24 protein-coding genes are annotated in these 25,664 nt (G+C 75.3%); 17 read left to right on the top strand and 7 right to left on the bottom strand.

Features of this window, described 5'->3' with window-relative positions:
• Positions 1 to 25 precede the first annotated feature (25 nt).
• Positions 26 to 2,050, bottom strand: coding sequence for an NHL repeat-containing protein (locus tag AB0O91_RS16260; RefSeq protein WP_363432848.1), 2,025 nt, complete (start codon positions 2,048 to 2,050; stop codon positions 26 to 28).
• Positions 2,051 to 2,345: 295 nt separating this feature from the next.
• On the opposite strand from AB0O91_RS16260, the gene AB0O91_RS16255 reads away from it, so the two are divergent.
• Both AB0O91_RS16255 and AB0O91_RS16250 read left to right on the top strand, forming a co-directional pair.
• A complete protein-coding gene (locus AB0O91_RS16255; RefSeq protein WP_363432845.1) occupies positions 2,346 to 3,194 on the top strand; it encodes an SAM-dependent methyltransferase in 849 nt (282 codons plus the stop codon).
• Positions 3,195 to 3,352: 158 nt separating this feature from the next.
• The gene (locus AB0O91_RS16250) at positions 3,353 to 3,892 is read left to right on the top strand and encodes a hypothetical protein (protein ID WP_363432842.1); all 540 of its coding nucleotides are present in this window, start codon (positions 3,353 to 3,355) and stop codon (positions 3,890 to 3,892) included.
• Between the two features lie 49 nt (positions 3,893 to 3,941).
• Here the strand turns inward: AB0O91_RS16250 and AB0O91_RS16245 are convergent, their stop codons facing one another.
• Entirely contained in the window at positions 3,942 to 4,958 is a 1,017-nt protein-coding gene (locus AB0O91_RS16245; RefSeq protein ID WP_363432839.1) for a proline dehydrogenase family protein, read from the bottom strand.
• Positions 4,959 to 5,122: 164 nt separating this feature from the next.
• Here AB0O91_RS16245 and AB0O91_RS16240 point away from each other — a divergent pair, with 164 nt between their 5' ends.
• Entirely contained in the window at positions 5,123 to 6,085 is a 963-nt protein-coding gene (locus tag AB0O91_RS16240) for a helix-turn-helix domain-containing protein (RefSeq protein WP_363432836.1), read from the top strand.
• A gap of 205 nt (positions 6,086 to 6,290) precedes the next feature.
• Positions 6,291 to 7,382: a vWA domain-containing protein gene (locus tag AB0O91_RS16235; RefSeq protein ID WP_363432833.1), complete on the top strand. Its 1,092-nt coding sequence runs from the start codon at positions 6,291 to 6,293 to the stop codon at positions 7,380 to 7,382.
• A 95-nt stretch (positions 7,383 to 7,477) separates the two neighbouring features.
• On the opposite strand, the gene AB0O91_RS16230 is transcribed toward AB0O91_RS16235, so the two are convergent.
• Together AB0O91_RS16230 and AB0O91_RS16225 are read right to left on the bottom strand one after the other, a co-directional pair.
• Positions 7,478 to 7,804: a hypothetical protein gene (locus AB0O91_RS16230; RefSeq protein ID WP_363432830.1), complete on the bottom strand. Its 327-nt coding sequence runs from the start codon at positions 7,802 to 7,804 to the stop codon at positions 7,478 to 7,480.
• Positions 7,805 to 8,040: 236 nt separating this feature from the next.
• Positions 8,041 to 8,484 (bottom strand): hypothetical protein, encoded by a 444-nt coding sequence (locus AB0O91_RS16225; RefSeq protein ID WP_363432827.1) that lies wholly within the window; start codon positions 8,482 to 8,484, stop codon positions 8,041 to 8,043.
• Positions 8,485 to 8,718: 234 nt separating this feature from the next.
• On the opposite strand from AB0O91_RS16225, the gene AB0O91_RS16220 reads away from it, so the two are divergent.
• From AB0O91_RS16220 to AB0O91_RS16205, 4 genes are all read left to right on the top strand, one after another.
• Entirely contained in the window at positions 8,719 to 9,849 is a 1,131-nt protein-coding gene (locus AB0O91_RS16220) for a YncE family protein (protein WP_363432824.1), read from the top strand.
• 129 nt (positions 9,850 to 9,978) lie between these two features.
• The gene (thpR, locus tag AB0O91_RS16215; RefSeq protein WP_363432821.1) at positions 9,979 to 10,596 is read left to right on the top strand and encodes an RNA 2',3'-cyclic phosphodiesterase; all 618 of its coding nucleotides are present in this window, start codon (positions 9,979 to 9,981) and stop codon (positions 10,594 to 10,596) included.
• A gap of 359 nt (positions 10,597 to 10,955) precedes the next feature.
• Entirely contained in the window at positions 10,956 to 12,164 is a 1,209-nt protein-coding gene (locus AB0O91_RS16210) for a cytochrome P450 (RefSeq protein ID WP_363432818.1), read from the top strand.
• Positions 12,158 to 12,370 (top strand): ferredoxin, encoded by a 213-nt coding sequence (locus tag AB0O91_RS16205; RefSeq protein WP_363432815.1) that lies wholly within the window; start codon positions 12,158 to 12,160, stop codon positions 12,368 to 12,370. Before AB0O91_RS16210 ends, AB0O91_RS16205 begins: the two co-directional genes overlap by 7 nt.
• Positions 12,371 to 12,480: 110 nt before the next feature.
• Here the strand turns inward: AB0O91_RS16205 and AB0O91_RS16200 are convergent, their stop codons facing one another.
• Together AB0O91_RS16200 and AB0O91_RS16195 are read right to left on the bottom strand one after the other, a co-directional pair.
• Entirely contained in the window at positions 12,481 to 14,349 is a 1,869-nt protein-coding gene (locus AB0O91_RS16200; protein WP_363432812.1) for a hypothetical protein, read from the bottom strand.
• A 279-nt stretch (positions 14,350 to 14,628) separates the two neighbouring features.
• Positions 14,629 to 15,243: a TetR family transcriptional regulator gene (locus AB0O91_RS16195; protein WP_363432809.1), complete on the bottom strand. Its 615-nt coding sequence runs from the start codon at positions 15,241 to 15,243 to the stop codon at positions 14,629 to 14,631.
• Between the two features lie 165 nt (positions 15,244 to 15,408).
• On the opposite strand from AB0O91_RS16195, the gene AB0O91_RS16190 reads away from it, so the two are divergent.
• The 8 genes from AB0O91_RS16190 (at position 15,409) to AB0O91_RS16155 (ending at position 22,730) form a co-directional block, all read left to right on the top strand.
• Positions 15,409 to 16,374: a hypothetical protein gene (locus AB0O91_RS16190; RefSeq protein ID WP_363432806.1), complete on the top strand. Its 966-nt coding sequence runs from the start codon at positions 15,409 to 15,411 to the stop codon at positions 16,372 to 16,374.
• A 98-nt stretch (positions 16,375 to 16,472) separates the two neighbouring features.
• Entirely contained in the window at positions 16,473 to 17,477 is a 1,005-nt protein-coding gene (locus tag AB0O91_RS16185; RefSeq protein ID WP_363432803.1) for a LysR family transcriptional regulator, read from the top strand.
• A gap of 15 nt (positions 17,478 to 17,492) precedes the next feature.
• Positions 17,493 to 18,071: a TetR/AcrR family transcriptional regulator gene (locus AB0O91_RS16180; protein WP_363432800.1), complete on the top strand. Its 579-nt coding sequence runs from the start codon at positions 17,493 to 17,495 to the stop codon at positions 18,069 to 18,071.
• An 83-nt stretch (positions 18,072 to 18,154) separates the two neighbouring features.
• Positions 18,155 to 19,381, top strand: coding sequence for an MFS transporter (locus AB0O91_RS16175; protein WP_363432797.1), 1,227 nt, complete (start codon positions 18,155 to 18,157; stop codon positions 19,379 to 19,381).
• 100 nt (positions 19,382 to 19,481) lie between these two features.
• Positions 19,482 to 20,429: an MBL fold metallo-hydrolase gene (locus AB0O91_RS16170; protein WP_363432794.1), complete on the top strand. Its 948-nt coding sequence runs from the start codon at positions 19,482 to 19,484 to the stop codon at positions 20,427 to 20,429.
• A gap of 29 nt (positions 20,430 to 20,458) precedes the next feature.
• Positions 20,459 to 20,698, top strand: coding sequence for a hypothetical protein (locus AB0O91_RS16165; RefSeq protein ID WP_363432791.1), 240 nt, complete (start codon positions 20,459 to 20,461; stop codon positions 20,696 to 20,698).
• Entirely contained in the window at positions 20,685 to 22,076 is a 1,392-nt protein-coding gene (locus AB0O91_RS16160; protein WP_363432789.1) for an amidase, read from the top strand. Before AB0O91_RS16165 ends, AB0O91_RS16160 begins: the two co-directional genes overlap by 14 nt.
• A gap of 69 nt (positions 22,077 to 22,145) precedes the next feature.
• The gene (locus AB0O91_RS16155; protein ID WP_363432786.1) at positions 22,146 to 22,730 is read left to right on the top strand and encodes a DUF2165 domain-containing protein; all 585 of its coding nucleotides are present in this window, start codon (positions 22,146 to 22,148) and stop codon (positions 22,728 to 22,730) included.
• Positions 22,731 to 22,793: 63 nt separating this feature from the next.
• Here AB0O91_RS16155 and AB0O91_RS16150 read toward each other — a convergent pair whose 3' ends face one another.
• Complete coding sequence (locus tag AB0O91_RS16150; protein ID WP_363432783.1) at positions 22,794 to 23,705, bottom strand: MarR family transcriptional regulator; 912 nt, start codon at positions 23,703 to 23,705, stop codon at positions 22,794 to 22,796.
• A 189-nt stretch (positions 23,706 to 23,894) separates the two neighbouring features.
• Here AB0O91_RS16150 and AB0O91_RS16145 point away from each other — a divergent pair, with 189 nt between their 5' ends.
• Entirely contained in the window at positions 23,895 to 25,427 is a 1,533-nt protein-coding gene (locus tag AB0O91_RS16145) for an MFS transporter (RefSeq protein ID WP_363432780.1), read from the top strand.
• The last annotated feature ends 237 nt before the right edge of the window (positions 25,428 to 25,664 follow it).

Raw genomic sequence — 25,664 nt, 5'->3', positions numbered from 1 at the left:
CCGGGACGCCCCGGTCCGGGACGGCTCAGCCCCCGCCGAGCAGGGGAGCGGCCACCGGTGCCGCCGCCCCGACCAGGACGACCAGCTCGTGCCCGCCCGGATTGGCCGGCACGGCGACGGTGCGCCAGTTGTTGGCCAGCCAGACGTTGCCCGAAGGGTCGATCTGCACACCGGTGTTGCGCTCCAGGGCGTCGCTCGTGTACCCGGTGCCGGGCGGCGAGATCGGCTCGCCGGTGCGCACCCCGGGCGGACAGGCGGCCGGGTCGGCGCCGCACAGCCGGGCGATCCGGTGACCGCCGAAGTTGGCCACCCACACGGTGTCGTCGCCGTCGACGGCCACGCCCCAGGGCAGGAACAGCCCGCCGTCGGTGAAGGGTTCGGCCGGCGTGCTCCCGTCCGGCCCGATCATCGTCACCGAGGCGCCCGGGCGCGGGCCGTCCTCACCGGCCAGGGCGGCCGCGAGGTCCTCCGCGGTGGTGTCGCCGCAGGGCACCGGGAGGATGCCGCTGTTGCTCACCCAGGCGTTGCCCCGGCTGTCGGTGGCCACCGCCAGCGGGCGGCGCAGGCCCGCGCCGGTGACGGTCCGCTCCAAGGCCCCGTCGGGGGCGAGGACCTGGACGCTGTCGCTGCCGTTGCCGGTGACCCACAGCCGCCCGGCCGGGTCGACGGCGGCGCCGAAGGGCTTGTGCAGGGCGGGAGTCGCGATCTCCCGGGCCCGGGCGGCGTCGCCGTCCGGGATCCGGGCCACGCTGTCCGTCCCGCAGTTGGCGACCCACACGGTGCCGGAGCGGTCGGCGGCCATCCCCTGGGGCTGGCGGATCCCGGCGCCGCGCCAGCCCCCGGGCGGGGACAGCGGGGTGCCGTCCGGGGCGAACTGCGCGACGCTGCGCTCCAGCGGCGCCGGGTCGACCGGGCAACCCCGGCCCTGGAAGCCGAAGTTGGCGACCCAGGCGGAGCCGCGCGGGTCGACGGTGACGCCGAACCCGGCGCCGTACAGGCCGCCGCCCCGGTAGGGGGCGCCGGGGGCGTCCCGCCCGGTGGGGGTGAACCTGAGCACGGTGTCGCCGCCGCAGACCGGGACGGTCGGGTCCGGGCCGTAGCGGTAGTTGTTGCTCACCCAGGCGTTGCCCTGCGCGTCGAAGGCCAGGTTGCCGGGGCCGTCCAGCTCGTGGCCGTTGCCGTCGTAGCGCAGCGCCACCGTCCAGGCGTCGGGGGCGGCGGGCAGCGCGGGCCGGTAGCGGACGGCGGTGTCGGCCAGGGCGAACAGCGCGGCGGCGTTGTGGCCCGGGTCGTGGGCGATGTCCACGGCGGCCCGCAGGGTGTCGCGCGGCCGCTCGTGGCCGGGGCGGCGGGCCAGGTCCAGCAGGCGCCCGCAGGCCTCGCCGTCGGGGCTGTCCACGCAGGCGGCCAGCAGATTGGCCAGGGTGTTGAACTCGGCCAGGGTGGAGGTGAGCGCGCCGTTGGGCGGGGCGGCCAGCAGCGGGGCGACGCCGCCGGTGCCGGTGTCGGCCAGGTTGTGCGCGACGGCCGCCGCGTTCGGCAGCCCGGGGGAGGGGCCGGACACCCCGGCCGGGCCGGTGAACCGGGCCAGGGCGTAGGCCGTGGCCACCGTGGTCCGCTCGTTGACGACGAGCTCGGGCGGGGCCTCGGCGCCGCTGAGCACCGCCGCGAGCACCACCGGCCCGCCCGTCCCGCCTGCTCCGTCCGGTTCGCCCCGGACCACCGCCGACCGCCCGCCGCCCGCCGGACCGCCGACATCGGCCAGCACGTACAGCACGGCCCGCGGGTCGCGCGGGCGCCGGTAGTCCAGGGCGAACCGCCCGTCCGCCCCGCTGCGCGCCCGGGCCAGCACCCGCGGCCGACCGCCCCCGCCCCGCCCGGCCTGGTAGAGCGTCACCTCCGCCCCGCCGAGCGGGACCTCACCGCTGCGCACCACCCCGCACTGCCCCTCCTGCTCCCACCCGGGGTCGGCCGGCGCGGCGTGCGAGGGCCCGGCGGCGAGCTGGGCCAGCAGGGCGGTGGTCAGCAGAACTCCGCGGCGTCGGCGCACGGGGACTCCGTTCGGTCGGGGGAGGGGGAGGCGAAGGCGGTGGGGAACCGGGCGGGGCGGCGGCCCCGCCGCCCTCCTGCCTGCCACATCCCCGCGCCGCCCGCACGCGACCGGCCGCCCGACGCGGCGGAAGTTGCCCGGTACGGCCGAGCCCCGTGGCCCGGCGGTCGGCAGCCGTCGGCCCCGGAGGGCGGACCTCCACCGACTTCCCGCGCACCATCGGCGAGTTGGCTAGACTGCCCCGGTCCGATGATCTGATCACGAAGGGACACGGATACGCATGGGAGGAACCTGGATGACCGCGACCGAGCCCGACCCCGACGAGCCGGTCGGACTGCGGATACGCCAGGACATCCCGCACAGCGCCCGGATGTACGACTACTTCCTCGGCGGCAAGGACAACTTCGCCGTCGACCGCGAAGCCGCCGACCGCGTCCTGACCGTCTTCCCCACCATGCGCACCGCCGTGCGGGCCAACCGCACCTTCATGCACCGCGCCACCCGCGCCCTGGCCCGGCGCGGCCTGCGCCAGTGGCTGGACATCGGCACCGGCATCCCCACCTCGCCCAACCTCCACGAGGTCGCCCAGGCCGTCGAACCCCGCGCCCGCGTCGTCTACGCCGACAACGACCCGGTCGTGCTCGCCCACTCCCGCGCCCTGATGACCAGCACCCCCCAGGGCCGCACCGCCTACGTCCACGGCGATGTCCGCGACCCCGCCACGATCCTGGCCACCCCCCAGGTCGCGCAGACCCTGGACCTGACCCGGCCGGTGGTCCTGTCGATGGTCGCCCTGCTGCACTTCGTCCCGGACCTCGACGAGGCCCACGCCGTCGTCAAGCAGCTCCTGGACCCCCTGCCGGCCGGCTCCGCCCTGGTCCTCTCCCACGCCACCGCCGAGCTCGACCCGCTCGGCGCCAGCCAGGTCCAGGAGATCTACAACCGGGCCGGCACCTCGCTGAAGCTGCGCCACAAGGACGAGTTCGCCACCCTCTTCGACGGTCTCGACCTCCTGGACCCGGGCATCGTCCCCGCCCACCGCTGGCACCCGGACGGCACCGGCGACGACCCGGCCGGCCTGCTGCCGGACACCGTCACCGACGCCCAGGTCTCCTTCTACGCCGGGGTCGCCCGCAAGCCCTGACCGGGGCGGCGCGCCCGGGCCGGCGTCAACGCCCCGGCCGGCGCGGGGTTCCCGTCCGGGTGACGCGGAGGCGGTTCCCGCCCCGGGCCCGGCCGCCGTCCGCTCTCCTGGAGGCACCGGCGGAGCCCGCCGTCGCCGCGCCCCGGAGAAGGAGTCCCGTGTCCTCGCCCTGCGACCCCCAGTACGCTCCCGCCGGCGACGTGAGCGCAGCGCTCATGGTGATCGACTCCCGGCTCAAGGCCCTCTACGACGGCCGGACCGAGACCGACCCCGAACACCGCAGGATGGTCGACCAACTCGCCGCGTCCATGGGCCCGGAGGAGTTTGCGGCCCTGCTGGAGGGCGCCTGCACCCTGGTCTACCTGTACATGAACTGGCTGCGGACGGCCTGCGAGGAGCAGGGCAAGGACGTCATCGAGTACGTGGTCCCCACCCTGGTGGCCACCATGCGGATGATGCCCAGGACCTTCCGCCCCGAGGTCGTCCCCACCATGGCCGGCCTGCTCGTCGCCGCCGGCAGCGGCCTGAGCCCCAGCCTGTGGCGCGCCCAGTACGGGCCCTGGACCGAGGAGGAGATGAACCCCCTGGAAGCCACCGCCACCCTGCTCGCGGAGTACGTCAACCGCGTCCGCGGCGACGACCAGGAGTTCGCCACCCGCCTGATCACCGACGCCCTCTCCCGGGCCGACGGGCAGTGACCCCGCGGCGAGGGGCAGTGACCCCGCGCGGAGGGGCCGGCCGCCCCGGTCACGCCGCGGCGTCGACCAGGGCCCGCAGCAGCCGCTGCGGGTCCTCGGCGAGGCGGTTGCAGACGTAGAGCCACCACTCGGTGCCGAAGACGACGTACTCGCGGGTGGGGTGGCCGCGCTCGGCCAGGGTGTCGAGCAGGCCGGGGCCGAGCCCCAGGAGGGTCTCGAACTCCCAAGGGGCGTCGGCGGGTTCCCGCCCCTCCAGGTGCCGGACGATCCGTTCGACCAGCTCCCGGTCGTGGGTGGCGAAGGAGCAGCGGTGGCCGGAGTCGGCCAGCAGGCGCGCGTACTCCAGGTAGGCGTCGGCCAGCGCCGGCGACTCCCGCCGGTGGGCGATCCGCTCCGGTTCGAGGAAGGCCCCCTTGACCAGGCGGATCCGCCCGGGCCGGGTGAGCAGCTCCGGCAGGTCCTCGACGGTGCGGTGCAGGCGCGCCTGCACGGTGATGCCCACGTGGTCGAAGTCCTCGCACAGGGTGCGGTGCACGGCCAGGACGGCGTCGGTGCGCCCGGAGCCCTCGGCGGAGATCATCAGCTCCCGCCCGGTGGCGGCGGTGGCGCGGGCCAGGCGGGCGGCATTGGCCAGCGCGAGCCCCGGGTCGACGGCCAGGCCGATGTGGGAGAGGTCCAGGGAGACCGAGCAGCCGGGCGGCAGCGCCCGGGCGGCCGCCAGGAAGACCTCGGTCTCGGCAGTGGCCCGCTGCGGGTCGCGGCAGCTCTCGCCCAGGTACTCGACGTTCACCCGGTGCCCGGCGGCCAGGATCCCCCGCGCCCGCTCCAGCGCGTCGGGCAGGGTCTCGCCGGCCACGTAGCGCCGGGCGATCCGGCGGGCCGGCGGGCCCAGCACCGGGTCGGCGGGGACGCGCCACTTCAGGTCCTCGTCGAGCGCGAGGGCGCGCAGCACCTGGGCGGCCTGCGCGGGGACGGCGGACGGGTCGGCGAGGGCGGCGAGGGCGGACAGGTCGGAGAGGGAGGGGGCAGGAGCGGGGGAGGGGGCGGGAGCGGGGTGCGGGGTCATGGCGGTGCCTGGCCGTTCGTACGGGGAAGAGGGGTACGGCGGCGAGCCTGCCAAAGGAGGGCCCCCGCGGGCAGTGGCAGAAACGACGGATAAGCTGAAATTCCTGCCACCGCTGTCCACCACCCGTCCCGCCCCGTTGCCCCGCCCCCGAGGAGACCGGCCCGATGCTGCGCAACGTCGCCGTGCTGGCCCTGGACGGCGCCCACGCCTTCGAACTGGGCGTGTTCTGCGAGGTCTTCGGCATCGACCGCAGCCAGGACGCACTGCCCGGCTACGACTTCGCCCTCGTCTCCGCCACCGGTGACAGCGTCCCCACCCGTCACGGCTTCGAGGTCCGCGCCCAGCACGGCCCCGAACGGCTGGCCGCGGCCGACCTGGTCTGCGTCCCCGCCTACGACCTGACGGTTCGCCAGCCCCCTTTCCTGGTCGAGCAGTTGCGCGCGGCGGCGGACCGCGGCGCGCAGGTCGTGAGCATCTGCACCGGGGCGTTCCTGCTCGGCGAGGCCGGGCTGCTCGACGGCCGGCGCTGCACCACCCACTGGCGCTACGCCGACGAGCTCGCCCGCCGCCACCCGCTGGCCCGGGTCGAGTCGGACGTCCTGTACGTCGACGAGGGCCGGGTCATCACCGGCGCGGGCACCGCCGCCGGCGTCGACACCTGCCTGCACCTGGTCCGCCGGGAACACGGCAGTGCCGTCGCCAACGCCGTGGCCCGCCGCATGGTCGCGCCCCCGCACCGCGACGGCGGCCAGCGCCAGTACCGCGAACGCCCCCTGCCCCAGGGCCGCACCGGCTCCCTGGCCCCGGTCCTGGCCTGGATCGAGGCCAACCTCGACCGCGAACTGACCGTCCCCGCGATGGCCCACCGGGCCCACCTGTCCCCGCGCACCTTCGCCCGGCGCTTCCGCCAGGAGACCGGCACCACCCCGCTGCAGTGGCTCACCGGCCAGCGCGTCCTGGCCGCCCAGCACCACCTGGAGAGCACCGGCGACCCCGTCGCCGCGATCGCCCACCGCACCGGCTTCGGCACCGTCGACAACCTGCGCCACCACTTCGCCCGCCGCCTCGGCACCACCCCCCAGGCCTACCGCCGCACCTTCGCCGCCCCGCCCGACGGCACCCCCTGACCGCCCGCCCCGCACCCCCTGACACGACGGAGCGCGGGCACGACGGAATGCGGCCACGACGGATTGTCAGTGCCCGCCCCTAGAGTGGAAACACGCTGAAGGGAACGCCGAAAGGCGCCGCGAATTACCCGCGAACCCCCTCGCGAACCGCGCTGGAAGCGCGCGGAAAACCACCGCGAAAAGACGCCGGAACCAGGGGAGAGCCATGTCCGCGAACAGGATCAAGCACAAGGTCAACCACGTCTCCCTCGTGGTCGACAAGTCCGGCTCGATGCGCCCGCACCAGTCCCAACTCATCCGCGTCGTCGACGAATTCGTCAAGGGCCTGCAGGAGGAGTCCGACCGCCTCGGCCACGAGACCCGGATCAGCCTCTACGCCTTCGACCACGAAGTGCAGAACCTGGTCTGGGACATGGACGTCAAGCACCTGCCCTCCCTGCGCGGGCTCTACGAGGTCGCCAACGGCGCCACCGCCCTCATCGAGGCCGCCGTGAAGTCCGTCGACGACCTCAAGAACATCTGGGAGGGCTACGGCGAGCACTCCTTCCTCCAGGTCGTCGTCACCGACGGCGAGGAGAACGCCTCCGGCTGCTCCCAGAGCGGCCAGATGCACACCCGGATGAACAGCGGCCAGGGCAGCGCCGTCCTGCGCGGCTGGATCGAGCGCATCCACGGCGCCATGGACGCCCTCCCCGACCACTGGACCTCCGCCATCCTGGTCCCCAACTCCCTGGCCAAGCGCACCGCCCAGGAGTACGGCTTCCCGGCCGGCAACATCGCGATCTGGGACGCCGACTCCAGCAAGGGCGTCGAGGAGGCCATCGGCACCGTCAAGTCCGCCGCCACCAGCTTCCTGCGCGGCCGCGAACAGGGCGTGCGCGGCACCAGGAACCTCTTCGCCATGGGCCAGGACCTCAACACCGCCGACGTCAAGGCCAACCTCGACGCCCTCGACACCGGCAAGTACATCCTGGTCCCGGTCGACGAGGCGAGCCCGATCCGCGACTTCGTCACCAGCGCCGGCCACCCCTACAAGACCGGCTGCGCCTTCTACGAGCTGTCCAAGCGCGAGAAGATCCAGGGCAACAAGCAGCTCGCCGTCGCCGAGAAGGACCCGGCCACCGGCCGGATGACCGGCCGGGTCTTCTCCGGCCCGGCCGCCCGCCGGCTCCTCGGCCTGCCCGCGGCGGAGGCGGTCGTCAAGCCCGGCGACAACGCCGCCTACACCGTCTTCGTCCAGTCCACCTCGGTCAACCGCAAGCTGGTCCCCGGCACCAAGCTCCTCGTCCTGCTCTGACCCGGCGCGGGGGAGAGGGTGCGGGGGAGACGGTGCCGCGGCCCGCTCGGGGGTCGGGCCGCGGCACCGCCCGGGACGGCCCTAGCGGGGCCCGCTCACAGGAACTCGACGAAGAACGGGCCGCCGTTGGTGGGGTAGCTCTTCGTGGTGTGGGGCTCCATCGAGTCGAAGAGGATGTGGCACCCGAAGGACCGGTACAGGAACGCGGGGGTGTCCGTTTCGTTGTCGATGAACGAGGCGCCGTTGGAGATCGGCAGGCAGCGGCCGTTGGGCGGGTCGAAGATCTCGCCGTTGGTGCCGTCCTGCGACACGAAGGTGAACGCTCCGGTGGCGGCCTGGGCGCCGGTCGCCGTCCCGGCGAACAGCAGGAAGGCCGTACCGAGGACCACCGCCGCCCGGCCCGCGTGGGTGAGTGCGCGCATCGGACTCTCTCCTCTCCTGGAGCCGCCGCGGCGCCCCCGGCTCCCGGGGGCGAAGGACCGCTGCGGCCACCCCATGCTGGCGGCGGCCGGGGAGCGGGGGGCTCCACGACCGGTGGGGGCGGCGGAGAACCGCCCGAACAGCCGCCTGCCGGCGAACGCCTGCCGCACCCACCGGCGAACGCCCGACGGCCCGTCCGCGACTGCGGACGGGCCGTCGAGGGCCGCGAGGACCGGGGTCAGCGCACGGTCACGGTGAACACCGGCGAGGCCGCGCTGCCGCTGACGATGCGCAGCTCGTTGAGGCCCTTGATGCCGAGCTCCACGCGCAGCGCGTACGAGCCGTTGCGGGCGGTGCGCACGGAGGCGGGCAGCGTGACCCACTTGCCGTGCTGCTTCTGCTGCAGGGTCACCGTGCTCCCGGCCTTGAGGCCGGTGGTGGTGCCGGTGACGTGGAAGTCCTGCCAGGCCCGGACGGAGGTGACCGAGGGCTTGGCGGTGATGGAGACACGCGCGGCGGCCTGCTGCCCGGAGGCCGCGGCGGACGTGGCGGAGGCGGTGAGGGTGAGGGCGGGCGCGGGGGCCGGGGCGGCCGCCATGGCGGTGCCCGCCAGCCCGAGGGAGAGCGCGCCGAGGGTGGCCACGGCGGCCAGACGCAGGGAGTTCCGCTTGGAGATGACCACAGGAGTACCCCTTCCAAGGGGAGGTGTTCGCCCGCCCGTCCGACCCGGCCGGTGCCGTACGGGCGCTGTCCCCCGGTAGGACGCTCTCATCCCGCTCTCAGGTTGTGGACGGATCGTCACCATCCTGTAACAGCAGGCGATCATCGTACGGTCACCCGTCCGTCGACCGGATTGTCATCCACGTCGACTAGCCTGCCCCCGGCACCGCACCGCGCGGTGCGAGAGGGGGAACCGATGTCCCAGCACGCTCCTGTGGCGGCCGCCCGTCCGGCCGTCCGAACGGCCTTCCGTCGCACCGCCGTTGCGGCCGCCGTCCTGCTCGCCCTGACCGGCACCGCCGCCACCGCCACGGCCGCCGCGGCCGACGCCCCGCTGTCCGGCAGCGAGGCGACCATCGCCGTCGGCGCCCGCAACGCCGTACCGGTCGTCAGCCCCGACGGCGCCACCGCCTACGTCGCGGTGACCGAGGCCGACAACACCTCCACCGTCAAGGCGGTCGACACCCAGTCCGGGGCCGTCACCGCACGGCTGGCCCTCGGCACCCTCCAGTGGGGCGCCCACATCGTGCTCAGCGCGGACGGCTCCCGCCTCTACGTGCTCGACGGCCAGCGCCTGAGCGTGGTGGACACCGCCACGCTGACCCTGCGCGCCACCGTCGCCCTGCCCGACCAGCCCCGCCCGGCCGGCTGGACCCAGGGCTCGACCTCCGGACTGGCCTTCAGCCCCGACGGATCCACCCTGTACGTCTCCCAGAGCGGGCCGACCGCCTACCGGCAGAACGGCCAGAGCCGGATCCTGGCCTTCGCCACCGCGCAGCAGGCGTTCACCGCCTCGGTGCAGATCCCGGCCCCCTACGTCGGCGCCCCCGCGGCCCGCCCGGGCACCGGCGACCTGTACGTCGGCACCAGCCAGGGCGTGGTGCACCTGACCACGGCCGGCGCCGCGCCCGCCGTGGCCGCCACCGTCCAGGGCACCGCCACCGCCCTGGACTACAACCTGGCCTTCACCCCCGACGGCAAGCGCCTGTTCGGCCTCGCCGAGATCGGCAGCGGCACCAGCACCTTCATCGACCCGGCCACCGACACCGTCACCGGCACCTTCCACGCCGGCGCCGGCGCCGAGGCCCTGGAGAGCCCGCAGGTCAGCGCCGACGGCACCCGGATCTACCTCACCGACAGCACCTACACCAGCTCCGCCTCGGTGCTCGCCCTCGACACCGCCACCGGCGCCCCGGTCCCCGCGGACGGCGCCGGCGACCTCGACGAGGACAACCTCACCGGCCTGGCCCTCGGCCCCGACGGCCACACCTTCTACGTCACCGGCACCGTCGGGCAGACCGCCAACCTCCAGATCGTCGCCCACTGACCACCCGCCCGCCGGGCCCCCGCTGACCGCCCGCCGGCCCCCGCCCACCCCTCCCGGGGCGCGCGGGGGCCGGCGGCCCCGGCCGCCCCGGTGGCGCACCGACCGGCGCCCGGGTGCTAGAAAGCCCTGGTGAACGACCACCCCCAGCCCGCGACCCGGCGCCTCTTCGTGGCGCTGGCCCCGCCCGACGACGCCAAGGACGAACTGGACCGGGCCCTGCGGCCCGCCCGCACCGGCTACCCGCTGCTGCGCTGGAACCGCATCGAGGACTGGCACATCACCCTGGCCTTCCTCGGCGAACTGCCCACCACCACCGTGCCGTTGCTGCAGTCCGAACTGCCCGCCCTGGCCGCCTCGCACCCCGCCCCGCGACTGGGCCTGCGCGGCGGCGGCCACTTCGACGACCGGCTGCTGTGGAGCGGCGTCGACGGCGACCTCACCGGGCTGCACCGACTCGCCGACGACGTCCGCGACCTCGTCCGCTCCCACGGCATCGCGTTCACCGACCGCCCGCTGCGCCCCCACCTCACCCTGGCCCGCGCCCGCCGCGGGGACCCCACCAGCGTCCCGCGGGCCGCGGCCGGCCTGGTCGGCTTCCGGGGCCGCCACTGGCCGGCCGAACGCCTCCACCTGGTCGGCAGCAACACCGGCCGCGGCCCGGGACCGATCCACTACCGCGACATCGAGGCCTGGCCCTTCGGTGCCGCTCCCCGCCCCGACGCCGGCCCCGCCCCCACCGGCCCGTAGGCCCGCCCCCGCCGGAACACGCCCGCCGACGTCCTCGCCCTGTCCAGGGGTCAACTCGCCGAGCCAGCAGGGGATCCGGGATTCCGGCGGGCCGTCCCCGGCCCCGACGGGCGCTTCCTGCCGTCCCTCCTGCGGCTGGATCCGGGCCGGCTGCACGAGGCCCCGCCGACCCGGTAGCCGGGCAACCCCGCGGCCCGGCTGACGGTGCGTGCCGACGGTGTTACGCTCGGAGGAAAAGAGAGTCAGCTCTCACTTGTCGGCCCGGGACGCCCTTCGCCGTCCCGGCCCGCACACCCAGGGGAGAGCGGCTCCGCCAAGCGTTCACGCTCTTGTGGCCCCCGGGCCGATGAGGAGAGACCATGACCGCCCCCGCCCCACGGTTACCCTTCGAGCGCCCCAACGCCCTGGACCTCGCACCGCTGTTCGCGCGGCTGCGTGAACAGGGCCCGATGGCCCGGGTCACCACCCCCGCCGGCGACCCGGCCTGGCTGGTGACCCGCTACGAGGAAGCCCGGGAGGTCCTCAGCGACACCCGCTTCTCCCGGCAGCGCCCCGACACCGAGGACGCGCCGAGGATCTCGGTGTCGCCGCTGCACACCCGCCCCGCCGGCACCCCCGAGGAGGAGGACCGCGAGCACACGCGGATGCGGCGGATGCTGGCGCCCGCGTTCAGCGCGCCCCGGATGCGCCGCCTCGGCGAGCGGATCGGCGAACTCGCCGAATCCTGCCTGGACTCGATGGAGGCCGAGCACGCGCGGCACCCGGACCGCCCCGTCAACCTGCACGACCACCTGTCCTTCCCGCTGCCGGTGATGGTGATCTGCGAACTGCTGGGCGTGCCGATCGCCGACCGCGACCTGCTGCGCGGCTGGTCGGAGCGGATCGCCGCGCTCTACGGCGGGGAGGACGGCGCCGCGGCGATGGCCGAGTTCGAGGCGTACGTGGCCGCCGTCGCCGAGGAGAAGCGCAAGCAGCCCGGCGAGGACGTGTTCAGCGACATCCTGGCCGTGCGGGCGCAGGACCCCTCCTTCACCGAGCAGGAGATGACCCGGCTGGCGGTGGGCCTGCTGTTCGCGGGCCACGAGACCACCTCGGGCCGGATCGACCTGGGCGTGCTGTTCCTGCTGAGCGACACCGCGCGGCGGGACCGCTTCGCCGCCGACCCGCAGGGATCGGCCCGCGCGACCGTGGAGGAGGTCCTGCGGCTGGCCGCGCCCGGCGGCCTGGGCCTGACCCGCTTCGCCCGCGAGGACCTCACCGTCGCGGGGACGGACATCGCGCGGGGCGAGGCGGTGCTGGTGGCGATCAACGCCGCGAACCGGGACGCCCGGGCCTTCGAGGAGCCGGACGCCTTCGACCCGTCGCGTTCCCCCAACGCCCACCTGGCCTTCGGCTACGGCGGCCACTACTGCATCGGCAACGCGCTGGCCCGCACCGAGCTGCAGACCGCGCTGACCGCGCTGTTCCGCCGCTTCCCCGGCCTGCGCCTGGCGGTGGACCCGCACAGCCTGCGCGACCGGACCGAACGGCTGGCGGGCGGCCTCGGCGAGGTCCCGGTGCAGTGGTGAACGGGACGGAGCGGGTGGAGGCCGACGCCGCGCGCTGCGTGGCCTCGGGGCAGTGCGCGGTGACCGCGCCGCTGGTCTTCGACCAGGACGAGGACGGACAGGTCGTGGTGCTCACCGCCGAGCCCGTCGGAGCGGCGGCGCACCAGGCCCGCGAGGCCGCCGCCCGGTGCCCGGTCTCGGCGCTGCGGCTGCGCCCGGCGGGCTGACGGGGACTCCGCACGGGAACGGCGAAGGCCGGACCCCCGTCGGGCAGACGGGGGTCCGGCCGTCATCGTGGTGCTGTCAGGACGCCCCGGGGGGCGTCCGGGTCAGCGGGTCAGTGCTTGCCGTGCCGCCGGGAGAGCCAGAACAGCCCGCCACCGGCGCCCAGCAGGAGCGTCACCAGGGCGATCTCGGCGATGGTGCCGGCACCGGTGTGCGGCAGCACGCCGCCGGGCGGGACGCCGTGCCCCGGGTGTCCGCCGGACGGGGTCTGGGTGCTGCCGGGCGAGGGCGAGCCGCCGGGCGACGGGGAGCCGCTGGGGCCGCCGCTGGGCGAACCGCTCGGGGAGCCGCTCGGGGAGGGCGAGCCGCTCGGCGACGGGGAGCCGCTGGGCGAGGGCGAACCGCTGGGGCCGCTGCCCGGCACGACGATGACGACGTGCGCGCGGCACCGCGTGTCGGTGGAACCCGCCTGGCAGTCGGTGGACTTGGCCGAGACGATCGGGTTGTCCAGGAACTGGTCACCCGAGTACGGGTTGTTGACCTTCACCTGGTAGGTGAAGCTGCCGTACTGCCCCGAGGTCAGCTGCCCGGTCCAGGTGATCGTCTTCGCCGCCGGGTCGAAGGTCGCCGTGGGGACCGTCGAGCTCAGCGAGCCGGCCACGAAGGTGCTGTGCTGCAGCACCTGGCTCAGGTCGTCGGTGACCGAGGGGAGTTCGCCGTCCGGGAACTGGTCGGTGCCGGTGTTGGCGTAGGTGACGGTGTAGGTGACGACGTCGCCCGGGTTCGCGGTGGTGTGGTCCACCGTCTTGGCGACCACGAAGTTGGGCTCGTCGGCGTCGACGAAGCAGGCGTCGGTCGCCGGGTCGATGGTGCAGGCGGTGATCTGACCGTTGCCGGCCCGGTGCCGCGCCACGTCGGGGCGGGGCAGGTCGCGCAGGTACGACTCCGGGATCAGCCCGGAGCGGTTCGCCGGGGGCAGCGGGTTGCTCAGGTCGGTGCCGCCGTGGTGCGGGTAGAGCGCCCGGACGATGTTCACCAGCTCGGTGTTGCCGGGCTTGAGGCCCTCGGCGGTGATCGACAGGTGGATGGTCACCGTCGCGCCGGCCGGCAGGTCGCCGCGCCAGACCACGAAGGAGGGCGCCTTGTACTCGATGGTGCCGGTGCTCGCCTGGGCGTCCGCGTCGTACTTGGACTCGCCGACGATCTGGGACATGTCGTCCTCGAGGCCCGCCTGGCGGGCGCCGACGAAGTCGACCGTGCCGTCGTTGGTCGCGGTGATCGTGTAGTGGATGGTGTCGCCGGCCTCGACGTCACTGCGGTCCTCGACCTTGCCCACCGTCCAGTGCGGCGAGCCGAGTTCGACGTGGCAGCCCGGCTCGGTGCCGGTCGGGCAGTTGCTGAACTTCGGTCCGGTGACCGCGTCGCGCAGCATCTTCGGGCCGTTGTCGGGGTTGTTCGCCGTCAGGGTGTAGACGATCTTCGTGCTGTCGCCCGGGTTCAGGTCGCCGACCCAGGTCAGCACGGGCTGGACGTAGGACAGCTTGCCGGTGCCGACCGTCGCGTCGTTGTCGTAGACCGCGTCGGCGAGGTCGCCGCCGATGTCGTCGGTCACCACCGCGCCGGTGATCGGCACGTTGCCGTCGTTGGTGAGGCTGATCGTGTAGGTGATCTTCTGGCCCGGGAGGTAGTAGTCCCGGTCCGCGGTCTTGACGATCTGCAGGTGACAGTACTGCGGGTCGCTGTTGTCACGCTTGGCGGCGGCGAGGGCCTTCGTGGCCGGGCGCGCCGGTTCGGGCGCCGGGGCCTTCGCGGCGGGGGCGGCGTCCGGGGCGGCCGGGGCCACGGCGGCGGGCGGGTTCGCGGACGTCGCCCGGGCGGGCGCGTCCACCTCCGCGCTGGACGGCAGCGCGGCGGCCAGCAGGCCGCCGCCCGACAGGCAGAGTGCGATGAGCGGGCCGACCCAGCGGCGAGCGCCTCTCATCGGCGTACCTCGCCGGACGGGGTGGGCACTCCCAAGGTTCTGGTCACTGCATCTCCTTCGTGGATGCCGGGTGGTTAGGCCGAGGGTAAATAAGGGAATGCCGAAAGAATTGGACCAACGCGTAGTCGATAGCCATTCTGATTAAAACTCAGTTTTTATACAGATCGGCTTTCCGGGGCAGGTTCTTTCGCCGTGAAATCGAACCGGTCGCCATGAAGGGAAAACCCGTTCGCATTCGCTCCGGGCGACGGCCGGCGGCGGGTCAGGACGCGTGGCGGGTCAGGACGTGTGGCGGCGCAGCACGGGGGCGGGGCAGGGCAGCGGGCGGGCCCCGGCGGGGGAGAGGCCGTCGAGGACCAGGCCCAGGTAGCGGCGCCAGCCGTCCTCGCGGGGGTCCATCGTCCACAGCACCGACATCAGCATGACGACGACGCGGTGCAGGTCGTCGGGGACGAGGTCGGCGCGCAGCACGCCCGCCCGCTGACCGCGGGCCAGCAGGACGTCGAGGGCGGCGAAGAACTCCTCGCCGGTCGCCGGGGTCAGCACGCCCGCGGCGCGGGCGGCGGTCAGCACGTTGAAGTCGCCGGCCACCGACTCCAGCGCCGTCTCCAGCACCCGGGCCAGCGCGCGGGCGGGGTCCGGGTCCCCGGCGGCCGCCCGGATGACGGGCCGCACGTGCTCGGCGAAGCGCGCGTCCAGGACCGCCCGCAGCAGCGCGGCCTTGTCGGGGAAGCGGCGGAACAGCGTGGCGGCCCCGACGCCGGCCCGGCGCGCCACCTCGTCGAGGTGGGCGTCGGGGCCCTGCTCGGTGAAGACCTCCCGGGCAGCCCGGATGATCTTCTCCGCATTGCGGGCGGCATCGGCGCGCAGCAGCCGGGGGGAGTCGGAGGCCATTGCGGCAGCCTATCCAAGGGCCGGTGCGGGGGCTTGCGGACCGTCAGCCCGGGGGCGGGTCAGAGGCCCGGGCTATGACCCCATAGGGAGCCGCGTACTACCCGGGATCGGTGGGTGCACGGAGGATTCCTTCCGTACCCACCCAGCAACGGACGAGGGAAGCACGTGCAGTTGAGAAGAATGGCCGCCGCCACCGCCGTCACCGCCGGGGTCAGCGGAATCGTCGCCGTGGCCGCCGTCCCGGTCGCGACGGCGCAGCCGTCCCCGAGCGCCTCCGCGACCGCTTCCGCGTCCCCGAGCGCTTCCCCGACGCGGGCCGCGGTGGAGCCGGCGCTGGAACTGCGCGGCCTGCCCGGCGAGTTCGTGCCCGGCGGGGACTGGCGGGAGTTCACCGCCGTGCTGCACCACGGGGACCCGGCGAGGCAGTTCGACGAACTGTTCTTCCAGGTCCACGACATCCTGCCGGCGGGGCTGAAGGTCGACCAGATCGAGGTCCAGTACTTCCAGGACGGGCGGTGGCGGTCCACCGCGTCCGACAACGACCCGGAGGACCACTTCCAGGACTATCCGGTCCCGGCCGAGGGGGGACCGGTCCCGGCGGACGTCACCGAGATACCGGTCCGGCTGAAGTTCCGTGCGGACGCCCCGCTCACCGACCGGATCGACATCGGCCTCATCGCCGGCCTCGGCCCCACCGAGGCCGTGAGGATCCAGCCGTTGAAGGTCATCCGCCTCGTAGCCGGCACCCCCACCCCCACCGGCAGTCCCACCGCCACGCCCACCGGCAACCCCACGCCGACCGGCACCCCCAGCCCCGACCCCACCGCCACCGGCGGTCCGGAACCGTCCCCCACGGCCACGGCCACGGCCACGGCCACCGGCGACCCGGGGAGCCCCGGCCCCTCCGGGTCCCCGAGCCCGTCCGCGACACCGGCCCCCGGCGGGGGAGCGGGGACCGGGCCCGGGGCGGAGGGCTCCGACCCGGCCGCCCCGGCACCGGGCGGCGAACTGGCCCGCACCGGCGCGGACTCCGTCGGCACGCCGCTGGTCGCCGGCCTCGTCGCGCTCGGCGCGGGCTCGGCCGTCGTCCTCGCCGCCCGGGTCGCCCGCGCCCGACGCCGGCGGCACTGACGCCCGACCCCACCCGAACCCCCGGCGGGGCAGGTGCGGTCCGCCTCCCCACCTTCCCACCTCCCCGCCGGGACCGCCCCGACGTCTGTGAACCCGCGATGCCGCTCTCCCCCCGCGTGCCCGACCTGCCCAGCCTGGAACTGCTGCTCGGGGTCGCCCGGCTGGGCAGCCTCGGCAAGGCCGCCCAGGAGGCCGGCATCAGCCAGCCGGCCGCCTCCGCCCGGATCCGGACGATGGAGACGCGGATCGGGACGGGCCTGCTCGAACGCTCCCCCAACGGCTCCCGCCTCACCCCGGCCGGAGCCCTGGTCACCGGCTGGGCCGCCCGGGTGCTGGAGGCGGCCGAGGCGATGGACGCGGGGATCGAGGCGCTGCGCGGCGAGCGCGACGACCGGCTGCGGGTCGCCGCGAGCCAGACGCCGGCCGAGCACCTGCTGCCCGGCTGGCTGGTCGCCCTGCGGGCCGAACGGCCGGACACCGCCGTCTCGTTGAGCGCCGGCAACTCCCGGGCGGTGGCCGAGCAGGTGATCCGCGGCGAGGCCGACCTCGGGTTCGTCGAGAGCGCCACCGTCCCGCCGGGGCTGGACGCCGCCGTGGTGGCCCGGGACGAACTGGTGGTGGTGGCCGCCCCGCAGCACGCCTGGGCGCGCCGCCGCCGGGTCCGCCCCGCGGAACTGGCCGCCGCCCGGCTGGTCCTGCGGGAGCCGGGGTCGGGCGCCCGCCAGGTCCTGGCGGCGGTCCTGGCGTCGTACGGCGGCCTGGCCGGCCCCGCGCTGGAGCTGCCCTCCTCGACGGCCGTGAAGGCCGCCGCCGTCTGCGGGGGCGGGCCGGCCGTGCTCAGCCGGCTCGTGGTCGAGGAGGAGCTGCGGGCCCGGCGGCTGGTGGTCGTCGACGTCGCCGGGGTCGACCTGCGCCGGGCCCTGCGGGCGGTCTGGCCCACCGGCCACCGCCCCCAGGGCCCGGCCCGCGACCTGCTGTCGCTGGCCCGCCGCGCCGCCCGCGCCGACCCCGGCCGCACGGCGACCTCCCGCCCCGCCCCCGGCCGTACCGCGCCCGACCCGGAGCGGGACCGGGCCGGTGTCCGCCCAGACGCAACTCCTTAGCATTAAGCTGGCCCCATGACGTCCCGACCGACCACACGCCCCGGCGGGCGCAGCGCCCGCGTCCAGCAGTCCGTGCACCAGGCCGTCCGCGAGCTGGAGGCGGAGGTGGGGCGGGAGGCGCTCACCGTGCCGCTGATCGCCGCCCGCGCCGGGGTGACGCCGTCCACCGTCTACCGGCGCTGGGGGGACCTGCGGGAACTGCTCTCCGACGTGGCCGTGGAGCGGCTGCGCCCCGACGTCCCGCCGGCCGACCACGGCAACCTGCGGGCGGACCTGGAGGCCTGGGCCGTGCAGTTCGCCGAGGAGATGGACTCCACCGCCGGGCGCACGTACATCCGCGACGCCCTGCTGGGCGACCCCGAGCAGGGCAACGCGGTCCGCTGCTCCGACTACGCCGCCGAGCAGCTGAAGGCCGTCGCCGTGCGCGCGGCCGGGCGGGGGGAGGCGGTACCGGGCGTGGAGACCCTGCTGGACGTGGTGGTCGCCCCGCTGATGTACCGGATCCTGTTCCGCCCCTCCGACCTGTCCGCGGCCTACACCGACCGCCTGGTGGCGGCGGCGCTCGGCGGCGCCGCGACCCCGCCGGAGGCCTAAAAGCTAAATATTTGCGTCTTGGGAGCCCGCGGGCCTAGAGTGCTTAACGCAAAGCGTTTGCCTTAATGGTTCGAGGTGCTCCCATGACCAGCGTCACCGCCCTGCCCGCCCGCCCCCGCGTCCGTCGTCCGTCCCCGCTGGGCCGCCGCGGCGCCTTCCGGCTGCACGCCTCGGTCCTGGTCACCCTGCTGGCCGCCTCCAGCGCGCCGACCCCGCTCTACGCGCTCTACCAGGGCGAATGGCACTTCTCGGCCCTGACGCTCACCGTCGTGTTCAGTGCCTACGCGCTCGCCCTGCTGCTGGCCCTGCTGACCGCGGGCACCCTCTCGGACCACCTGGGCCGGCGCCCCGTCCTCGCCGGGGCGCTGCTGGCCGAGGCCGTCGCGATGGCCGCCTTCGCCACCGCCGAAGGGGTGCCCGCGCTGATCGCCGCCCGGATCCTGCAGGGCCTGGCCACCGGGGTCGCCACCAGCGCCGCCGGAGCGGCCCTGCTCGACTTCGAGGACCCGGCCCGCCCGGGCCGGGCCACGGCCACCAACGGCATCACCCCGGTGGCCGGCATGGCGATCGGCGTGCTCGCCGCCACCGCCCTCACGCAGTACGCCCCCGCCCCCACCCGCACCGTCTACCTGCCGCTGCTCCTGCTCTTCGCCCTCCAGGCCGCCGCGGTCCTGCGCACCCCCGAGACCGCCCGCCCCCACCCCGGCGCCCTGCGCTCCCTGCGCCCCGCGGTCGCCGTCGCCCCCGCCTCCCGCCCGGCCATGGTGCTCGCCGCCCCCGGCATCGTCGCCGCCTGGGCGCTGGGCGGCTTCTACTCCTCCCTGGGCCCCTCGCTCGCCCGGCTCATCGACCCGCACGCCGCCCGCGCCACCGGCGGCCTGGTCTTCCTCACCCTGACGGCCGCGGCCGCCCTGGCCGGCCACGCCACCCGGACCCTGCCCGCCCGCACCGCGAGCCTGGCCGGCACCGCGCTCCTCCTCCCGGGGACCCTGCTGACCCTGAGCGCCCCCCACCTGCACAGCCTGGCCGCGCTGTTCGCCGGCACCGCCGCGGCGGGCGCGGGCTTCGGCGCCGTCACCCAGGGCGCCCTGCGCCTGCTGCTGCCCCCGGCCGCCCCGGCCGAACGCGCCGGCACGCTCGCCGCCTACTACGTCCTCAGCTACCTGGCCATGAGCGTCCCCGCCGTCCTCGCCGGCCTGCTGACCGACCGGTACGGCCTGCAGGCCGCCCTGACCCCGTACGCCGCGACCGTCCTGCTGCTGGCCCTGGCCGGTTTCGCCCGCACCCTGCGGCTGCCGCGCACCGCCTGACCGCACCGCACCGCCCTTCTCCCGCTCCGCAGCACCCCGCACCGCAGCACCCCGCAGCACCCCGCACCGACCTGCACCGCACCGCCGAAAGGACCCACCGATGAGCACCGCCTCGTCCCACCCGGCCGCCCCCCGCACCAGCACGGGCTGGAGCCTCGGCGACATCACCGTCCACCGCGTCGACGAGATCGAACTGCCCCGGCAGACCGGCCCCTGGCTGCTCCCGGCCGCCACCCCGGAGGTGCTCGACCAGGCGCCGTGGCTGCGCCCCGACTTCGCCGACGCCGAGGTCCCCCGCCTGGCCAGCCACGCCTTCGCGGTGCAGGCCGGCGGCCTGCGGATCGTCGTGGACACCGGCATCGGCAACGCCAAGCCCCGCGCCAACCCGGCCTGGAACGGCCTGGACACCGACTTCCTGGAGCGCCTGACGGCGGCCGGCTTCCCGCCCGAGTCCGTGGACCTGGTGATCACCACCCACCTGCACACCGACCACGTCGGCTGGAACACCCGCCTCGTCGACGGGGAGTGGGTCCCCACCTTCCCCAACGCCCGCTACCTCGCCAGCCGCACCGAATGGGACCACTGGGCCGCCACCGACCTCGACGAGGCCCGCGCCCAGATGTTCCGCGACTCCGTCCACCCCGTCCGCGACGCCGGACTGTACGCCCGGGTGCCGGTGCCCGCCGACGGGCCCGGGTACGAGGTCGCCCCCGGCGTCCTGCTGGTCCCCGCCCCCGGCCACACCCCGGGCCAGGTCGCGGTGGAACTGCGCGGCGCCGACCGCCGGGCGCTGATCACCGGCGACAGCATCCACCACCCCGTCCAGCTCTCCCACCCCCACGTGCACAGCTGCGTCGACGTCGACCCCGCCGCGGCGATCCGCACCCGGGCCCGGCTGCTCGGCGGCCTGGCCGACACCGACGCCCTGCTCCTGGGCACCCACTTCCCGCGGCCCACGGCCGGCACCGTCCGCCGGGAGGACGGCCGGGAGGACGGCCGCTACCGGCTGCACGCCGAGCCGGCCGGGGAACTCCCGGCCGCCGTCTGAAGAGAATCCGACCGAGAAGGAGCACCCCCGTGCCCGCCACCGAACTGACCCCGCCGGAGGCCGCCCGCTGGGCCGCCCGCGCCGGACTCGTCCTGCCCGCCGAGCGCCACGCCGCGGTCGCCGCGGTCGCCGACCACATCCACGGCGTCGTCTCGCTCCTGCGCGAGCTGGACTTCGCCGACGTCACACCCGCCGCCGCCTACCGCGCCGCCGACCACCGCAGCACCGACCACCGCACCACCGAGGAGCAGCACGATGCGACCGTATGAGCTCTCACTCACCGCCGCCGCAGAGGCGATCCGCACCCGGCAGCTGTCCCCCGTGGAACTGGTCGACTCCGTCCTGGACCGCGTCGAGCAGGTCGAACCGCAGCTCGGCGCCTACGTCGCGGTCACCGCGGAGCAGGCGCGCCGGGCGGCCGGCGAGGCCGAACACGAGCTGGCGCACGGCCGCCACCGCGGCCCGCTGCACGGCATCCCGATGGCCCTCAAGGACCTGATCGACGTCGCCGGGATGGCCACCACGGCCAGCTCCCGGGTCCGCGCCGACCACCGCGCGACGGCGGACAGCGAGGTCGCCGCGCGGCTGGGCGCGGCCGGCGCCGTCCTGCTCGGCAAGACCCACACCCACGAGTTCGCGTTCGGCCTGACCACCCCGCAGACCCGCAACGCCTGGGACCACGGCCGGGTCGCCGGCGGCTCCAGCGGCGGCTCCGCGGTCGCCGTCGCGGCGGGCACCGCGACCTTCGCCCTGGGCACCGACACCGGCGGGTCGATCCGGGTGCCCGCCGCGCTGAACGGGGTCGTCGGCCTCAAGCCGACCTACGGCCTGGTCTCCCGGCACGGCGTCACCCCGCTGTCCTGGTCGCTGGACCACGTCGGCCCGCTCACCCGCACCGTCGAGGACGCGGCCCTGGTCCTGACCGCGCTGGCCGGGCACGACCCCCGCGACCCCGCCTCGCTGTCCGCGCCCGCCACGGACTACCGCCCCGGCCCCGGAACCGATCTGACGGGCCTGCGGGTCGGCGTGCCGGCCGGCTACTACTTCGACCAGGTCCACCCGCAGGTGGAGGCCGCCGTCCGCCGCGCCGTCGGACAGCTGGAGGCCCTGGGCGCGCGGCTCGTCGAGGTCGACATCCCGATGACCCGCTACATCCAGGCCACCCAGTGGGGCCTGATGGTGCCGGAGGCCGCCGCCTACCACGAGAGCACCCTGCGCGCCGCGCCCGAGCTGTACCAGGAGGACGTGCGCATCCTCCTGGAGGCCGGCGGGCTGATGGGCGCCGGCGACTACGTGCGCGCCCAGCGCGCCCGCACGCTGATGCGCGCCGCGTGGGCCCGGATGCTGGAGGACGTCGACGTGATCGCCGCCCCGAGCGTGCCGATGACCGCGGTCGGGGCCGAGGAGACGACGGTCACCTGGCCCGACGGCACGGTCGAGGGCGTCTCCGACGCCTACGTGCGGCTGTGCGCGCCCGCCAACATCACCGGGCTGCCCGCCCTGACCGTCCCGGTCGGCCACGACACGGCGGGCCTGCCGATCGGCATGCAACTGCTCGGCCACCCCTTCGGCGAGCCCACCCTGCTGCGCGTCGGCCACGCCTACGAGCAGACCCGGCCCGTCCGGACCCTGGCCACGGCGGCCTGAACTCCGGTGCGCCCGGCTCCCGGCGGGAGTTGCACCATCCAACTCCCGCCAGGGGATAGCCTGTTCCGCATGCCGACCACCAGCGCCGCCCGGCCGGGCCGCCCCGCCCGCGACCGCCTGCTCGCGCTCGGCTCGCTGCCCGCCGCAGCGGCCGTGCTCACCGGGACGAACGCGCTCTACCTGCTGCTCGTGGTGTTCGGGAACGTCACCGACTTCGCCACCAACCAGCAGTTCGTCCAGCACGTGCTGGCGATGGACACCACCTTCCACGACCGGCAGCTGATGTGGCGCTCCGTCACCTCCCCGGCCCTGCAGAACGCGGCGTACGTCACGATCATCGCCTGGGAGGCGCTGAGCGCCCTGGTGCTGACGGCGGGAACGCTCGCCTGGTGGCTGCGGCCGCACCTGGCCCGCCGGCTCAGCAGCCTCGGCCTGCTGCTGATGCTGCTGCTCTTCGGCGTCGGGTTCATCGGGATCGGCGGCGAGTGGTTCGCCATGTGGCAGTCGAAGGCGTGGAACGGCCTGGACGCGGCGATCCGCAACGTCACCCTGGCGGGGCTGGCGCTGGTGCTGGTGCACCTGCCGCACCCCGCGCCGCTCCCGACGACGACGGCGCGGCCGGGCGCCGGAGGCCCGCCCGACGACGGCGCCTGACCGCGCCTGACAACGACTCACCGCTGACCGCGCCGCCCCGGGCCCCCGCCGTTCGGACGCCGCTCAGACGCTGTCGAGCGCCGCGCCGATCTTGTCCGCCATGGCGATCATGGCCGGGCTCGCGCTGTCGCGGGTGTGCACGGCGGCGTCGACGGCGACCTGGATGACGGAGCGGAAGTTGTCGGCCTCCGCCGGGTCGATCTCCCCGAGCAGGGTGAGGGCGGCGGCGAGGGCGGGGAAGACCTGGTCGGCGAGGGCGGCGGTCGACTTGCCGTTGAGCTTCATGCCCTTGGGCTTCTCGGCGAGGACGCGGCCGGTCAGCCCGGTGGCCGAGGTGAGGGCCTTCCCGGCGGCCATGCCGGCGCGGGCGGAGGAGAACGCCCCGGGGTCGGCGGCGGCCATCAGGGTGACGACGCCGTGGGCGGCGGTCTGGACGGTCAGCTTCTGGCTCCGGTTGAGCACCGTCGCGCCGCCGCCACCGCCGCGCGGCCAGGAGCCCGGCAGCGTCGCGGTCAGCCGTGCGGTCGCCTCGTGCTGGACGGCGGCGCCGGCGGTGAGGAAGTCCGTGATCGTGGAGAGCTCGGCGTCGCCGTAGCGCGCGTACAGCCGCTCCATGCCCTCCATGAAGTGCGCGAAGTACGGGGCGAGGGCCTCGGAGCTGCCCTCGGCGGCCTCGATGAGCACGCTGCGCCGGTCGGCGGGATTGGGGATCCGGCGGGCGAAGCCCTTGCGCTGGAGCCGGTCGACGAGCCCGGTGACGGAGGCGGGGGCGAGCCCGGAGTGCTCGCCCAGCTCGCGCGCGGTCAGCGGGCCGAACCGCTGGAGCAGATCGACGGCCTTCTCCTCCGTGCCGCTCAGGCCGTGCAGCTGGGCGAGCGCGGTGTGGAACATGACCGCGGCCGTGCTGAGCTCCCGCCCGGCCGTGTTGAGGCGGGTGATGAGCTCGCCGCGCGAGGGCTTGTCGGTGGTCGTCATGCCCCCAGGCTAGCAAAAAGCTTCGCTTCGCCGAAGTACTTGTTTCGTCGGGCCGAACTACTTGCTATGGTTCTTTCGTCCGAACGAAACAAGTTGGGCCGGTGCGGCCGACGACCACGCACCCCACGGCACCCGCACGCCCCGACGGCCCGGGATCCCTCCATTCCTCCGAAGCGATCGAAGAAGGCCATGCCCAAGACGTCCAAGCACCGCGCTCCCGCGCCCGACGGGGCCCAGGCGCCCGCCGCCGCCTCCCCGGGCACCCCGCCCGCCCACCGCCACCGCGCCCTGGCGATGCTCGTCCTGATCGTCGCGTCCTTCATGGACCTGCTGGACGCCACCATCGTCAACGTCGGCCTGCCCGCCATCCAGCAGGACATCCACGCCACCCCCGGCCACCTCGAATGGGTCGTCGGCGGCTACACCCTCGCCTTCGCCGTCGTCCTGATCACCGGCGGACGCCTCGGCGACATCGTCGGGCGCCGGACCATCTTCCTCACCGGCGTCGCCGGCTTCACCAGCTCCTCCCTGGCCGCCGCACTGGCGCACAGCGGCGACGTGCTGGTCGCCGCCCGGGTGGCCCAGGGCGCCTTCGCCGCGCTGATGATCCCCCAGGTCCTCGCCTCCGTTCAGGCCCTCTACAAGCCCAAGGAGCGCACCGCGATCCTCGGCGTCATCGGCGCCGTCTCCGGCCTGGCCGCCGTCGCCGGACCCCTGCTCGGCGGCTGGCTCGTCTCCGCCGACGCCTTCGGCATCGGCTGGCGCAGCATCTTCGTCATCAACCTCCCGGTCGGCCTCGCCCTGATCGTCGCCGCCTGGCGCCTGGTGCCCGACACCCGCTCCGCGCGGCCGCTGCGCCTGGACCTCCCCGGCCTGCTGCTCGTCTCCACCGGGCTGTTCCTGCTGGTCTTCCCCCTGGTCGAGGGCCGCGACGCCGGGTGGCCCGGGTGGATCCTGGGCATGCTCGCCGCCTCCCCGCTGGTCCTGGGCGCCTTCGTGGTCAACCAGCGGCGCCGGATGCGCCGGGACGGCTCGCCGCTGGCGCCGATGCACCTGTTCGCCGACCGGGGCTTCACCGCCGGCAGCATCGTCCAGCTGTGCTTCTCCGGCGCCATGGCCGGCTTCTTCCTGATCCTCGCCCTCTACCTGCAACTCGGCCTGCACTTCTCCGCGATGGCCTCCGGACTCGCCCTGCTGCCGTTCACCGTCGGCGCCTTCCTCGGCTCGGGCGTCTCCGCACCGCTCGCCCCCAAGATCGGCAAGCCGCTCGTCATCACCGGCGCGCTGATGCAGACCGGCGGCATCCTCTGGCTGCGCCACGTCGTCGACGTCCACGGCACGGGCCTGTCGGGCTGGGACCTGCTGTGGCCGCTGGCCCTGGCGGGCCTGGGGCTCGGCTTCCTCGTGGTACCGCTCGTCGACCTCGCCCTGGCGACCGTGGACGTGCACGACGCCGGCGCCGCCTCCGGCGTCTACGGCACCTTCCAGCAGTTCGGCGGCGCCCTCGGGGTCGCGGTCACCGGCGTCGTCTTCTTCGGCCGCAGCCACGACGGCTACGACCCGAGCGTCCTGAAGTCCGCGCTGCTGGCCGGAGCGCTGGTCTGCGCCGCCGGCTACCTGCTCGCCGCCCTGGCCGCCCTGCTGCTGCCCGCCAGCCGCCTCGTCCGCCACGACGACGAGACCGCCGACGGGGAGCAGGAACGGCAGGCCGTCCCCGCCTGACCGGGGCCCGCCCCGGCGCCGTGACGGCGGGACACGGCGCCGGGGCGGCACCGTAACGGGGGGACGTGCGCCGTGGGGTCGACGCTCCCCGGGGGTCGACGGTGACCCCCGACCTCCGCGCCGTCCGGCAGTGGCACCCCCACCGCCGGACCGCCCGGGCGCGGTACCCGCGGCCCCGGGCCCCGACCCCCGCCCCCCAGAGCGAGCATCGCCCCGCCGACCTCCGAGACCCCCGGG

This window comes from Kitasatospora sp. NPDC089797 (assembly GCF_040684795.1).
Taxonomy (GTDB): Bacteria; Actinomycetota; Actinomycetes; order Streptomycetales; family Streptomycetaceae; genus Kitasatospora.
Note: the sequence above shows the minus strand (reverse complement) of the source record. Positions and strands in the feature narration are given on the sequence as shown.